General features: G+C 37.2%; 15 protein-coding genes. All 15 read right to left on the minus strand.

What is annotated here, in order from left to right:
- Positions 1-67 precede the first annotated feature (67 nt).
- Entirely contained in the window at positions 68-1,291 is a 1,224-nt protein-coding gene (locus tag GUB10_RS14115) for a murein hydrolase activator EnvC (protein WP_193712111.1), read from the minus strand.
- Positions 1,291-2,061 (minus strand): DUF4292 domain-containing protein, encoded by a 771-nt coding sequence (locus tag GUB10_RS14120; RefSeq protein WP_193712112.1) that lies wholly within the window; start codon positions 2,059-2,061, stop codon positions 1,291-1,293. Before GUB10_RS14120 ends, GUB10_RS14115 begins: the two co-directional genes overlap by 1 nt.
- Positions 2,062-3,423 (minus strand): hypothetical protein, encoded by a 1,362-nt coding sequence (locus GUB10_RS14125; protein ID WP_193712113.1) that lies wholly within the window; start codon positions 3,421-3,423, stop codon positions 2,062-2,064. It abuts the gene before it with no gap.
- Between the two features lie 167 nt (positions 3,424-3,590).
- Positions 3,591-4,607 (minus strand): sugar phosphate nucleotidyltransferase, encoded by a 1,017-nt coding sequence (locus GUB10_RS14130; RefSeq protein ID WP_193712114.1) that lies wholly within the window; start codon positions 4,605-4,607, stop codon positions 3,591-3,593.
- Positions 4,608-4,731: 124 nt separating this feature from the next.
- Positions 4,732-5,166, minus strand: a complete 435-nt coding sequence (gene dut / locus GUB10_RS14135) for a dUTP diphosphatase (protein ID WP_193712115.1) — start codon at positions 5,164-5,166, stop codon at positions 4,732-4,734.
- Positions 5,167-5,168: 2 nt separating this feature from the next.
- Positions 5,169-6,620, minus strand: a complete 1,452-nt coding sequence (locus GUB10_RS14140; protein WP_193712116.1) for an oligosaccharide flippase family protein — start codon at positions 6,618-6,620, stop codon at positions 5,169-5,171.
- Positions 6,621-6,645: 25 nt separating this feature from the next.
- A complete protein-coding gene (locus GUB10_RS14145) occupies positions 6,646-7,086 on the minus strand; it encodes a hypothetical protein (protein ID WP_193712117.1) in 441 nt (146 codons plus the stop codon).
- 113 nt (positions 7,087-7,199) lie between these two features.
- Positions 7,200-8,060 (minus strand): ATP synthase F1 subunit gamma, encoded by an 861-nt coding sequence (gene atpG, locus GUB10_RS14150; protein WP_193712118.1) that lies wholly within the window; start codon positions 8,058-8,060, stop codon positions 7,200-7,202.
- A 119-nt stretch (positions 8,061-8,179) separates the two neighbouring features.
- Entirely contained in the window at positions 8,180-9,760 is a 1,581-nt protein-coding gene (gene atpA, locus GUB10_RS14155; protein ID WP_193712119.1) for a F0F1 ATP synthase subunit alpha, read from the minus strand.
- A 75-nt stretch (positions 9,761-9,835) separates the two neighbouring features.
- Positions 9,836-10,390, minus strand: a complete 555-nt coding sequence (gene atpH / locus GUB10_RS14160; protein WP_193712120.1) for an ATP synthase F1 subunit delta — start codon at positions 10,388-10,390, stop codon at positions 9,836-9,838.
- Positions 10,391-10,395: 5 nt separating this feature from the next.
- A complete protein-coding gene (locus GUB10_RS14165; protein WP_193712121.1) occupies positions 10,396-10,890 on the minus strand; it encodes a F0F1 ATP synthase subunit B in 495 nt (164 codons plus the stop codon).
- A gap of 86 nt (positions 10,891-10,976) precedes the next feature.
- Entirely contained in the window at positions 10,977-11,201 is a 225-nt protein-coding gene (gene atpE, locus GUB10_RS14170; protein WP_193712122.1) for an ATP synthase F0 subunit C, read from the minus strand.
- 23 nt (positions 11,202-11,224) lie between these two features.
- Positions 11,225-12,316 (minus strand): F0F1 ATP synthase subunit A, encoded by a 1,092-nt coding sequence (atpB, locus tag GUB10_RS14175; RefSeq protein WP_193712123.1) that lies wholly within the window; start codon positions 12,314-12,316, stop codon positions 11,225-11,227.
- A gap of 134 nt (positions 12,317-12,450) precedes the next feature.
- Positions 12,451-12,834 (minus strand): hypothetical protein, encoded by a 384-nt coding sequence (locus GUB10_RS14180; RefSeq protein WP_193712124.1) that lies wholly within the window; start codon positions 12,832-12,834, stop codon positions 12,451-12,453.
- A complete protein-coding gene (locus GUB10_RS14185) occupies positions 12,824-13,054 on the minus strand; it encodes an AtpZ/AtpI family protein (RefSeq protein ID WP_193712125.1) in 231 nt (76 codons plus the stop codon). The genes GUB10_RS14180 and GUB10_RS14185 overlap by 11 nt, the downstream gene beginning before the upstream one ends.
- Positions 13,055-13,065 lie beyond the last annotated feature (11 nt).

Consider the following 13,065-nt stretch of genomic DNA (forward strand, 5'->3'; position numbering starts at 1 on the left):
TCATAATAATTTAGTCAATACGTCTAGCCTTGCAGGAAATCAATTGAATCTGTTTAGGGTAGCTAAATTACATCTCCAGAATCCAATCTGCCGGATCCATTTTTTGCATATTCTTATAGATGAGAAAATGCAAAGTAGTTTTACCCGAGGTACGACTGGTAGCAATAGCACCAAGTTCCTGTCCGGTATTCACTACATCTCCCTTTTTTACAAATACGTTTTCCAGGTTATCGTAAATAGTAATATAATCTCCGTGCCTTACCATCACCGCTTTATTGGCACCTTTTAGCACCTGCACTTCACTAACGGTACCATTAAATACAGCACGGGCTTTTCCACCGGAATCGGTATCTATATTCACTCCGTTATTATTAATACTAATAGACTTCACAACAGGGTGTGGTTGCCTGCCAAAACGAGAAGTAACCACACCAGATCTTACCGGCCATGGCAAACGACCTTTATTTTTAACAAAGTCGGCAGCAAGCGCTTTGGCAGCCGGTGTTAATTCGTACACATCCCTTTCGCTAGAACCGCTTTCTTCATTAGATTTCGCAATAGACTCGCGAATCATTTTCTCGATTTGGGCGTTTATTTTATTTATTTCCTGTTGTTTCTGCCTTATTTGTGCTGCAAACTCTCCTTCTCTACTTCTAATGCTCTGCATCAAATCCTGCTGGGCTTTTTTATTCTTTTCAAGTTGTGCCCTTGTTTGCCTATTTTCAGCAATAAGTGCCTCCTTAGCCTCTTTTTGATTGGCTAAACTGGCATTAAGCTCCTGCAGTTCTTCGGTTCTGGCTTTAATTTCATCTCCTTGCTGTTTACGGTAGTTTGTATATTGTTTCATATACTGCAAGCGTTTGTATGCCTGTAAAAAGTTTTCTGAAGACAACAAGAACATTATTCTGCTTTGCGAAGATTTACTTTTATAAGATTTCTCTATCATCCCGGCATAATCTTCCTTAAGCTCCTCCAATTCCTTTCTAAGACGCGAAATCTTGTTGGTATTGGCGTTTATTTGATTAGTTAACAGGTTGGCCTGCTGGTTGGTTACTTTTATTAAGTTTTCGGTACTTCTTATTTGTTGATCTAAATCTTCAACCTGACTTAAAACCGAGCGTTCTTTTTGCTTATTACTGCTTCTTAGTTCGTTTATTCTACGAATCTCATTTCTAAGTTCAATACGCTTTTTTTCCAGGCTTTCCCTGGTTGTTTGAGCCGACAAATTCCCCGCGGAAAGCAGTAAGCCTATAAAACAGAATATTAATCCAGAAAACTTCTTAAACTTCATTATAAACTAATTTCTTCATAACCCGACGGAATATCGAACGGAAAACTCAACTCACCGCGATCAAATTCCAATGAGCGGTACGTAAGTTCTATTCTTGTACTATTTCCAGCCTCGTTGGCAATGATACTTATTTCTTCCGGAAAAACCCTACCGTCTATGTTCTGATAATCAGAATAGGTTACCGTTACACTTTTATTTTCGTTTGTTTGTGCCAGTTGCTGGGCAGAAGCTTTAAAATTACCCGGATTCAATAAGAACATTTTTTTTATTAATCCGTCTTGAGCAGGCATAAACTGAAAGCCTTTTGCGGTTTGTGAAAATTCAAATTCTTCTTCCCTAAGATCATAAATTGCCTGGCCTATAAGCAGATTTTGAAGTTTCTGAAAATCTAATGGGGTACCCAGTAAATCACTTAACAAGCGAAAATCACCATCAAAATAGGTTTGACCCACCTTTTCATAATAACTTACCCGAGATGGAGTGATATAAGCCTTGGCTACCGGAAACCCCAGAACCGAAGCACTCATCCAAATAGCCTTATCTTTCTCCATTCTAAAGCTTAGGTTGACCGATTGGGTACGATCTTCGTTTTGATAAACAGTTTTTAACCTTCCGGTAAGTGTATTAAAGTTGGTTTCAGCATTATAATGACTTTCTATAATTGTTGCTGCTTCCGCATTTTTTGTGGCAATTCCCTTTACTCCTTTTCGGCTTCCGCAGGAAACTACAAAAAGGCTAAGTAAAACCAGTCCCAATATCTTTCTATACATCTATTCTATCTCTTTTAATAAGGTTTCTATTTTCTTTGAAAATTCAACCGATTTCTTTTCTTCTCCCAATTTTTGATGGGCTATTTTTAACTGTGTGTAAAAGTCTATTTCCATCCTGGGGCTATCTATTAAATAATCCAGTCCAAATGTAAGTATTTCTACAGCTTCCTTATATGCCTCCAGTTTGTTTAGTGCTATACCCTGCAATAAAAATAAAACTGGCTGCGCCGGAAATACTTCTAACATTTCTTTACTCAAAAGTTGAGCCTCTTTATATTTTCCCAACTCTAATTGTAGAAAAATTGTATTTCTTACCAACTGAAAATCTTCTTTATTTTCTGCAAGGCCGGCTTTAAAGAAATTTAATGCATCTTCTAGTTCTCCACGTTTCATATAATATTGCCCCAATTGGCCGTAGAGTTTCGGTGCATTTTCACGCTCACTAAGCATTTTGCTTACCTGCATTAAATCTTCTTCATAATCGGGATTATTATCTACAAAAATTAAAAAATCATTAAGTACCTTAAATTTAGATTCGGCATCAATTTCTTCACTTTCAAAAACAATTTTCATTGAAGTTACTGCCTCTTCAGGCTCTTCCCTATTTAGATGAAATTTATAAAGGGCCAAATGCACCAAAGTAGAGCCCGGATTAGCCTCCTGCAACTGCAAAGCGGTGTTATAAGCTTTTTCATCATCACCAATATCACTATAGATATAAATAAGGTTCAGGTAATTTTGTTCGTTTTTAGGATTATTGGAAACTGCCTTCTCCAGGTTCTCTATTTGAGCTCCGGTATCGCCGGTTCGTGCATAAATTTGCCTGCGTAGTTGGTTTCGATAAGTGCTGGGGCCTTCCCGCCGGTCTAATTCATCTATGGTTTCAAGAGCTTGCTCGTATTGCTTATTTAATAAATAAATATTGGCAAGTTTTTCTTTATAATCTTCATTAAAATTAAGAAGCTTCAATAAGCTTTCTATTGCGGCATCATAGCGTTGTGCCCTGGTATATGTTTTGTAAAGTTGGTTAAGTACATCTTCCCTTTCGGGCACCAACTGATGTGCTTTTTCAAGATTAAGAATAGCCTTATCAAAATCCTCCAATTCATTATAATTCCTGGCCATTTCAAAATATACAACCGCATTATCAGGTTCCAACTTTTGGCATTTTTCTAAAGCAAGTAAAGCTTTTTCATAGTTTTCTATGCCTTTTTGTTTTAAAGCCTCGAAGAATTGCTCCTGAAATGCATCGGTTACATTTCCCAGGTCATCCTGATTTATGTCTTTTTCCTGGGCAAAATTTTCCTGAAATGGAGCTAAGACTCCCAAAAATATAGCGATACTGAAGACATACTTTTTCATAGATTAAATTTCAGGAAAATTGAAGTAAAGAGGTTGTTTGAAAAATCAGGTTTTGTCAAGCTGAACTGGTTTCAGCTTCTAACATGTTTTGACGAACAATAAATTAGATCCTGAAATAAATTCAGGATGACGATCTTAAAATTCTTCAAACAACCTCTTAATTAAGTTTATTCTAAAGTGGAATAATCCCCAATACTAATCTGGGTGAATTCTCCATTAAATTTAGCGAAATTACCTATCATCGCATTATCTAATTTTGCATTTTTCACTTCAGCAAAAGTTTGAATTAGACTATTCTTCACTTCAGCGTTAATAATTTTGGTACCATCGCCAATGGAAACATTAGGGCCAATTTTAGCATTCACCAGCTCTACATTTTCTCCGATATAACAAGGTTCGGTAATTTCAGAATTAGTAATCTTAATAGAGTCTGAGATTAACTTTTCACCATCCTGGTGAAGAAAATTAAGCATTTTACCATTGGTTTCTACGGTAACATTTTTGTTTCCGCAGTCCATCCATTCATCTACGGTTCCGGTTTTAAAAACCTTATTTTCGGCCATCATTTTTTTAATACCATCATTAATTTGGTATTCGCCACCGTGCATTAGGTTTTCATCAAGCACCTCTTCCAGTTTCTCTTTTAAGACAGCAATATCTTTAAAATAATAGATACCTATTACGGCCTGGTCGCTAACAAACTCTGTTGGTTTTTCAACCAATTCTATAATCTCGTTTTTTTCATTAAGGTTTACCACCCCAAAAGCTTCAGGGTTGGCAACTTTTTTAGTCCAAATTACTGCATCGACATCTTTATCTAGCTCAAAATCGGCCTTTATCAAAGTATCGGCATAAGCAACCACTGCAGGACCGGAAAGTGATTCTTTAGCACTCATAATAGCGTGACCGGTTCCCAAAGGTTGATCCTGGCGGTAAATTGATGCTTTTGCATTTAAACTTTCAGCTAATTTCTCTAAACTCTTTACAACATCGTCACCAAAAAAAGCGGGATCGCCCAAAATAAAAGCAATCTCATCTATAGGTTGGTCAAGTACTTTTGCAATATCCTCTACCAAACGGTGTACAATTGGTTTTCCCGCAACCGGAATTAAAGGTTTTGGAATAGTTAAGGTATGAGGGCGCAGTCTTGAACCACGACCCGCCATAGGCACTATAATTTTCATTTAATTTGTTTTTAAGATCTTTTAATTTTTCAAGATCTATATTTATATTAATTTTTCGCACAACTAACCCGAAGGTCAAAAATTAGTAAGTTCTCTTTTTAAAATCCCGTGAGAACTACGGGTGTTATTTATTCCCGGTACTACCAAATCCGCCGGCACCACGTGTGGTTTCTTGCAGGCTTTCTACCTCTTCCCAGGAAATATGTTCGTGTTTAGCAATTACCATTTGGGCTACACGCTCTCCATTTTCTATTGTAAATTCTTCGTTAGAAAGATTCACCAAAATAACCCCAATTTCACCGCGATAATCGGCATCTATGGTACCGGGAGCATTCAATACTGTAATCCCTTTTTTAGCGGCCAGGCCACTTCGTGGTCTTACCTGGGCCTCGTAACCTACCGGAAGCTCTATAAAAAGTCCCGTTTTAACGATTGTTCTTTCTAATGGTTTTAACGTAACAGCTTCAGAAATATTGGCTCTAAGGTCCATTCCTGCCGAAGCTTCAGTTTCGTAATGCGGCAGTTTGTGTGCCGATTTATTGATGATCTTTACTTGCATATTTAAGATTGTAAGATTTTAATAAATTGTTTTCTTTCTGCAACATATACGGTTCCGAGAAAGATTAATAATAAGCTTATTCCAACAAAATAATTTCCGCGGAAGACATAAAATGAAAATACCGAAAATAGCACGGAAAGCATTAAATAGCTGCCTATTTTTTTAAGATTGTAGGGAATAGGATAATATTTTTTTCCGAAGAAATAAGAAAGCGACATCATAACAGCATAAGCCACTAACGTTGCAATTGCAGAACCGGTATAACTTATATATGGAATTAAAATAATATTGAGGGTAAGGGTGAATAAAGCACCAACTACCGAGATGTACCCGCCAAAACGGGTGCGATCTGTAATCTTATACCAAACAGAGAGGTTATGATATATTCCAAGGAAAAGATTAGCCAGCAAAATAAGTGGCACAATATGCATTGCTTCCCAATAAGTACTATTCTGGATTAAAAGTTCTTTTAAAAGGTCTATAAAGACGATAACGGCAATAAGAATAAAGCTTCCAAAAACCACAAAATATTTCGTGATTATCGCATAAGTTTCCGGTGCATTTTTATTTTCGGCGTGACTAAAGAAAAAAGGTTCTATGCCCAGCCTAAAAGCAGTAGCAAAAAGCGTCATAAACAAGGCTAATTTATAGCAGGCAGCATAAGCCCCAATTTCTTCCCTGGCTATATCCTGTGGCAGCAAATAATCTAACATTATTCTATCAAAAACTTCATTTACAGAAAAGGCCAGACCGGCAATTAAAACCGGAAATGCATAAGACATCATCGATTTCCATAAAACGGTATTAAAGCTGAAGTTTATTTTAAAGTAGAAAGGTAGCATCATTAATAACGTAACTGCACTGGCCACCACGTTAGAGATGAAAATATAGCTAATCTCGAAATCTGGCACATAAATGCTATCAAAAACCGGATTATCTATAGCCAGGTCTTTTAAAAATAGTAAGAAGAATATGTTTAACCCCAGGTTTATACTAACATTAATAATTTTAATGATTGCGAAACGCATGGGTTTTTCGGTAGCACGAAGCCAGGTAAATGGGATAATAACCAATGCATCCAAAAATAGTATCCAAATAACCAGTTGAATATACTTAACCGGGATATTCACCATTTCAGCAATAAAATCCTTTACCAAAAAGGCCAGGACAAAAAACACTAAAGAACTTATTAACAGGGACCAGCCGGAAGTATTTAAAACTTCTTTTTTGTTTTTCATTTTATTATAAAACCTAAAAAACGCTGTTTCCATCCCATAAGCCAGGATAACATTAAAAAACACAAAATAGGCGAAGATGATAGAAATCTCGCCGTATTCTTCCTTTGGTAAAACGTGCGTATAAAGCGGAATTAATAAAACATTGAGCATACGGGGCAACACCGTGGCAAGCCCGTATATAAATGTTTGTTGAAAAAGTTTTTTAAAAATACCCAACCTTAAGAATAATTAGATTTTAGGTTTAGTTTTGCGCTTCTATTCCAGTTAGCTTGTAATATTTTGTTTTGTTATTTTGTGTAAACACGAGAATAGCTTCATCGTCTTGAATCTCAAAAGGAACTTTCTCAGTTCGTTGCGGAAGCCTGTTTTTGTTCTCTTCGGCCGGATCAATACTCATAATATCCATAGCACCGGTACTAAAATTGGCTATAAAAAGGTTGGTTTGTTCACTATCACGCACCAATGGAGATTTCATTCCCCTAAAATAGACACTATCCATACTCACCCTGTTTTCCTGGATAACAGCCACAGGAATGTAGAGATCTAACCCATTCTCATTCTCTGTATAATAAATATCCTGAAACTGTGCAGGAGCACGTTCCTGCAATTCCTTATTGCTGCCACAGCTTGTAACTAAGCTGAAAGCGAATATACCGGTAAGTAAAAATAGTAGTTTCTTCATAATAGAAATATTGCAGTTTAAAAGTACAAAAACAAAACCTATACCAAATAAAAAACCCGTACTAACATACGGGTTTTTAAAAACGGAAGTATTTCCGGAATATTATATAAAGCTTATCCATTTAAAGCCTCGGCACCACCAACAATCTCAAGGATTTCGTTGGTAATAGAAGCTTGTCTCGCTTTGTTATAAGACAATTTAAGGTCGTCACGCAGCTCTTTTGCGTTATCGGTTGCTTTGTGCATTGCCGTCATACGCGCGCCGTGTTCAGATGCAAAAGAATCCCTTAATGCTTTAAACAATTGCATCTTTAGAGATTTAGGGATAAGTTCTTTTACTATTTCATCTTTTGAAGGTTCAAAAATATAGTCAAGTTGCTTTTCTTCTTCAGTTTCAAACTGCTCTATAGGCAAAAACTGTTCGTGCTGTACAATTTGGGTTGCGGCATTCTTAAACTGGTTGTATACCAATACAATTCTGTCGTATTTTTCATCTAAGAACAACTGCATTAATTCTTCGGCTATCGCGGATACATTTTCATAAGAAAGATCGTCGTAGATCTCATTATTATTTTTAAAAACCCCGTAGTCTTTTTTAAGTACATCGTTTGCCTTTTTACCCAGGGTGTAAAGATCTACCTTTTTAGCATCATAATCGCTACCGGCTTTATACTTAACGGCTTTTACAATGTTGGTATTAAAAGCACCCGCCAGACCCTTATTTGAAGATATGGCCACCATTAACACGTTTTTCACTTCGCGTTCTTCAGCGTATTTGCTACTGGCATCGTCATCCAGGGTTGCACTTAAATCTTGTAACAGCTGCGTTAATTTTTCAGAATACGGTCTCATTTGCGTAATCGCATCCTGAGCCCGGCTCAACTTTGCTGCCGACACCATTTTCATGGCACTGGTAATCTGCATCGTTGATGATACCGAAGTAATCCTGCTACGTAATTCTTTTAAGTTTGCCATTTTATTTAGTATTGAGTATCGAGTATTTAGATTTTACACAAAATACCCGATACCTATAATTTATTTAAAGTTTAAATATGAACCTAAGTTTCTATCTACACCAAGCTCAATACTCAATACTATTTCTTATATTTAGCTGAAAGCTCTTTCGCTACTGCAACCAGGGTATCTGTAACCTCATCGGTTAATTTACCGGCTTTTAGTGTATCTAGCATATCTCTATGCTTCGTGTTAAGATATTCCAGGTAATCTTTTTCAAATTCCTTTACCTTCTCTACCGGCACATCTCTTAGTAAGTTTTTAGAACCCGCGTAAATAATTGCAATCTGATCTTCTACCGCATAAGGATCGTTTTCAGCCTGCTTAAGGATTTCTACGTTACGCTTACCTTTTTGAATAACTCTTAAGGTTGTAGGATCTAAATCTGAACCAAACTTAGCAAAAGCTTCCAATTCACGATACTGTGCCTGGTCTAATTTTAAAGTACCGGCAACTTTCTTCATCGATTTAATTTGAGCCGAACCTCCTACACGAGATACAGAAATACCCACATCAATTGCAGGACGAACCCCAGAGTTAAATAAATCTGAAGTAAGGAAAATCTGTCCATCGGTAATCGAAATTACGTTGGTTGGGATATAAGCCGAAACGTCACCTGCCTGTGTTTCAATAATTGGCAGTGCCGTTAAAGAGCCACCTCCTTTTATTTTTCCCTTTAGGGAATCAGGAAGGTCGTTCATATTTTTTGCAATATCATCGTCGTTGATAACCTTTGCAGCACGCTCTAACAATCTAGAGTGCAAGAAGAAAACGTCTCCAGGGTATGCTTCACGTCCCGGTGGGCGACGTAAAAGCAAAGATACCTCACGGTAAGCTACCGCCTGCTTAGAAAGATCATCATAAATAATTAAGGCCGGACGACCGGTATCTCTAAAATACTCACCAATAGCAGCACCTGCAAACGGAGCATATACCTGCATAGGAGCAGGATCTGAAGCGTTTGCCGCTACAATAGTAGTATAAGCCAAAGCACCTTTATCTTCAAGTACTTTTGCGATACCTGCTACCGTTGAAGCTTTTTGCCCAATAGCAACATATATACAGTGTACAGGTTCCCCTGCATCGTAAAATTCTTTTTGGTTTAGAATGGTATCAATACAAACGGTAGTTTTACCTGTTTGACGGTCACCAATCACAAGCTCACGCTGCCCTCTACCAACAGGCACCATCGCATCGATAGATTTGATTCCTGTTTGCATAGGTTCACTTACCGGTTGACGATAAATTACTCCCGGCGCTTTACGCTCTAATGGCATCTGAAAAGTTTCTCCTTCAATATCACCTTTTCCATCTATAGGGTCTCCCAAGGTGTCTACTACACGACCTACTATGCCTTCACCAACGTTTATAGAAGCAATTCTATTGGTTCTTTTTACTACAGATCCTTCCCTAACATCTTTAGAAGGGCCTAATAGTACAATACCTACATTGTCTTCCTCAAGGTTTAATACCATTCCTTCGAGGCCGCTTTCAAACTGAACCAATTCTCCGTATTGTGCGTTTGCCAAACCATAAACGTTAGCGATACCATCACCAACAGTAAGTACAGTTCCCACCTCGTCTAAAGAGGCTCCGCTTTCAAAACCTGATAATTGTTTCTTTAATATTGCTGATACTTCAGCAGGATTTACTTCTGCCATAATTATTTAAGATAAAATGCCACAATATTTACGTGACGGTTTTTATTAACTTTTTAAAAGCCCATTAAGGGCATTTTATATAGATGATATATATGCGTTTGTTTTTAATTCCCTTTTTAACCTGTTAAGGTTTCTTGATACGCTGGCGTCATATTGCAAATCACCAACTCTTAAAACAAAACCTCCAATAATATCCTTATTCACAACGTTTTTAATTTTTGCACCGGCACCTGTCAATTCTTTCACCTTGGCTAAAATCTTATCTTCAAGCTCTGATGTTAATGGAACTGCAGAAGTTACTACCGCCTCCTGAGAACGATTCATCTCGTTAAAACGCTGTATATAATTTCGCGCTACCAGGTCAAGAATATTAATTCTTCCGTTTTCAATAAGCACATCAAAAACACCCTGGGTAATCTCTCCTGCGCCCTTAAATATCTCTTTTAAGCTAGCTTTTTTAACCGTTGTATTAACAACCGGACTTTTTAGCATAGCCGAAAGATCTTCACTTTTAGCAATTGTTTGAGAAATTTGCTGCATATCGGTAAAAACACCCTCAGTAGTATTTTTTTCCTTAGCCAAATCTAAAATCGCCTTAGCGTAACGTTGTGCTGCCCTGGTTCCTTTCATGTGTCTTAATTTAAGGTAGCATCATTCAACATCTTATCAATCATCTGATGCTGCTTCTCCTCAGTGGCTAATTCTTTACCTATAACCTTCTCGGCTATTTCTATAGAAAGGGTCGCAACCTGGTTTTTAATATCTGCCATAGCTGCACGCTTCTCTATTTCAATACTCTCTTTAGCCTTAGCCACAATACTATCTGCTTTACTTTGTGCATCTGCCTCAGCCTCAGAAACCATTTTTTCTTTTAGCTGTCGTGCTTCCTTAAGAATCTCATCTCTTTCTGCACGCGCCTCCTGCAACAATTTCTCATTGTCTGCCTTTAGATTTTGCATTTCTTTACGCGCATCTTCAGCAGAAGCAAGAGCTTCATTAATAGACTCTTCGCGGGTCCTTACCGCACCAAGAATTGGCTTCCAGGCGAATTTAGCAAGAATAAACATCAATACTAAAAAGACAATAGTTTGCCAAAAAATAAGACCAACTTCCGGAGTAATTAAATCCATAATTATTTATTTATAATACCTGTTAACATCATTTTTTAAAAGCCCATTCGCAACCAACCGTTGCGAATGGGTTTTGTAAATTCTTATTAGGAAGTTAAAACCCCTAATAAAGCTGCTACCACTCCAAAAAGAGCAACACCCTCTACAAGTGCAGCAGCAATAATCATTGCAGTCTGGATTTTCCCAGAAGCCTCTGGCTGACGGGCAATAGCGTCCATCGCTGAACCACCAATTTTACCAACGCCATAAGCGGCTCCAATAACTGCTAATCCAGCTCCTAAAGCTGCAAGACCTACGTGTAATAATTCCATAGTAAAAAAATTAAAAATTAAAATTAATGATGTTCATGTTCCTCTACCGCAGCCCCAATAAACAAGGCCGACAGCATAGTAAAAATAAACGCTTGAAGGAATGCTACCAGCAATTCCAGTACTGTAATAAAAAGTGCGAAAGGAACCGAAATTCCGGCAACCCCAGCATTTTCCAATATAAATATCAAGGCTAATAAACTTAGGATAATAATGTGCCCTGCTGTAATATTAGCAAATAGACGAATCATTAATGCAATAGGCTTTATTAGCAGCCCAAGCAATTCTACAACCGCCAGGATAGGTTTTACAAAAGTTGGTATACCCGGCATCCATAGTGTATGCTTCCAAAAATCCTTATTCCCGTTAAACACTATTAACACAAGAGTAAAAAGCCCTAATGAAACAGTTACCGCAATATTCCCGGTAACGTTAGCTGCACCAGGCAGGAGACCTAAAAGGTTTGTAATCCATATAAAGAAAAACACAGTTAACAAAAACGGCATAAACTTCATATACTTCTTATCGCCAATTTGAGGCTTTGCAATTTCATCGCGCACAAAAAGAACCAATGTTTCTAAAATATTATTGAAACCGGCAGGAGCCTTTTTACTCTTTTTATGATGCCCGGCCAGGCCAAAGAAGAAAATCAACATTAAAATAACCGTTAAAAGCATAGCGGCCACATTCTTGGTAATAGAAAAATCCCAGGGCTTACTGGCATTTATAACATTATGCTCTTCATCAAACTCTACAGTTTCTGCACCCGCATCTAATTTGTATATATCTTCATGATAATTCACAAAACGCATACCGTCCTTTTCAACCACGTATTTCCCTTCGGTATCGTGATGAAACTCACTTGACATAAAGGTTACAAATCCATCTTCTTTAGTGTAAAGGATTACGGGAAGGGGCAAAGTAACCGAACTATCTCCCGCGCCAAAAAAATGCCATCCATGGGCATCGCCAATATGATGCATAATCATATCGGTAGGATTAAAATCATTTTTACTTTCTTCTGCCTGAGAATCATCCTTGGCAAAAGCGTTAAAAGGAAGTAAGGCTAAGGCTAGTGTAAACGTCACTATAATCTTTAAAGATTTATGTGCTATCATAGTACCTGTTCTGCTTAAAATTATGGGCTCTAAATTCGGGTGCAAAGGTATACTTTTAATTTTTATTTGAAAGCACCCCAACTAAAATTTTAGCAAAAGTGTTATTTTTTGCATTATTACTGACAAACAGGAGCTTAAGCTTTGTTTATTAGCTTCACCGCATATAGCGTCTCAAAGATCAAAAACAAAAAATAAGGAATAAAAAACGCAAGAATATTACTAAATACGCCATCTAAACCACTTAAAACCAGAGGAAGCAGGAAAATTACGGCCATCACCATTTTTAACAAACTTAATCCCATAAAAGCAAAACCGGTATTTTCGGTAAAATTACGGTAAACAAAAACCAGGATTGAATAAATTAGAAAGGTGGCCACAAAATGAAAAAGGTAGATACTAAAACTACTGTAGTAGAAATCTAACTCTAAAACATACTGTTGTAAAAGAAATTGTATTAACCACAAAAACAAAGTAAAAGGCAACAATCGCTTTAAGAAAGCCAGTAAATCATTTTTCATATTTTTCGTCTTCTTCGCTCATTTTAATTACACTCCTATAGACCTGGTAAAGCGCTATAAAAACCCCTAATAAGGATAATGAAATCGTAAATACAGAATATTTATTGGGGAACTCACCATCTAACCATATCCCCAATAAAACGCCTCCGGCAATAATGATTCCCATCTGGAAAGCAATATTCACAAAAACCATGTATTTATTCAGGTTATCTTTTTTCATACTTTAAACCG

Origin of the sequence: Salegentibacter sp. BLCTC (genome assembly GCF_015143665.1) — a bacterium.
In the GTDB taxonomy this organism is placed as follows: domain Bacteria; phylum Bacteroidota; class Bacteroidia; order Flavobacteriales; family Flavobacteriaceae; genus Salegentibacter; species Salegentibacter maritimus.

Excerpts from the sequence above, each read along its gene's own strand:
- GUB10_RS14115 (WP_193712111.1), bottom strand. The coding sequence starts at position 1,291 with ATGAAGTTTAAGAAGTTTTCTGGATTAATATTCTGTTTTATAGGCTTA.
- GUB10_RS14120 (WP_193712112.1), bottom strand. The coding sequence starts at position 2,061 with ATGTATAGAAAGATATTGGGACTGGTTTTACTTAGCCTTTTTGTAGTT.
- GUB10_RS14125 (WP_193712113.1), bottom strand. The coding sequence starts at position 3,423 with ATGAAAAAGTATGTCTTCAGTATCGCTATATTTTTGGGAGTCTTAGCT.
- GUB10_RS14130 (WP_193712114.1), bottom strand. The coding sequence starts at position 4,607 with ATGAAAATTATAGTGCCTATGGCGGGTCGTGGTTCAAGACTGCGCCCT.
- dut (WP_193712115.1), bottom strand. The coding sequence starts at position 5,166 with ATGCAAGTAAAGATCATCAATAAATCGGCACACAAACTGCCGCATTAC.
- GUB10_RS14145 (WP_193712117.1), bottom strand. The coding sequence starts at position 7,086 with ATGAAGAAACTACTATTTTTACTTACCGGTATATTCGCTTTCAGCTTA.
- atpG (WP_193712118.1), bottom strand. The coding sequence starts at position 8,060 with ATGGCAAACTTAAAAGAATTACGTAGCAGGATTACTTCGGTATCATCA.
- atpA (WP_193712119.1), bottom strand. The coding sequence starts at position 9,760 with ATGGCAGAAGTAAATCCTGCTGAAGTATCAGCAATATTAAAGAAACAA.
- atpH (WP_193712120.1), bottom strand. The coding sequence starts at position 10,390 with ATGAAAGGAACCAGGGCAGCACAACGTTACGCTAAGGCGATTTTAGAT.
- GUB10_RS14165 (WP_193712121.1), bottom strand. The coding sequence starts at position 10,890 with ATGGATTTAATTACTCCGGAAGTTGGTCTTATTTTTTGGCAAACTATT.
- atpE (WP_193712122.1), bottom strand. The coding sequence starts at position 11,201 with ATGGAATTATTACACGTAGGTCTTGCAGCTTTAGGAGCTGGATTAGCA.
- atpB (WP_193712123.1), bottom strand. The coding sequence starts at position 12,316 with ATGATAGCACATAAATCTTTAAAGATTATAGTGACGTTTACACTAGCC.
- GUB10_RS14180 (WP_193712124.1), bottom strand. The coding sequence starts at position 12,834 with ATGAAAAATGATTTACTGGCTTTCTTAAAGCGATTGTTGCCTTTTACT.
- GUB10_RS14185 (WP_193712125.1), bottom strand. The coding sequence starts at position 13,054 with ATGAAAAAAGATAACCTGAATAAATACATGGTTTTTGTGAATATTGCT.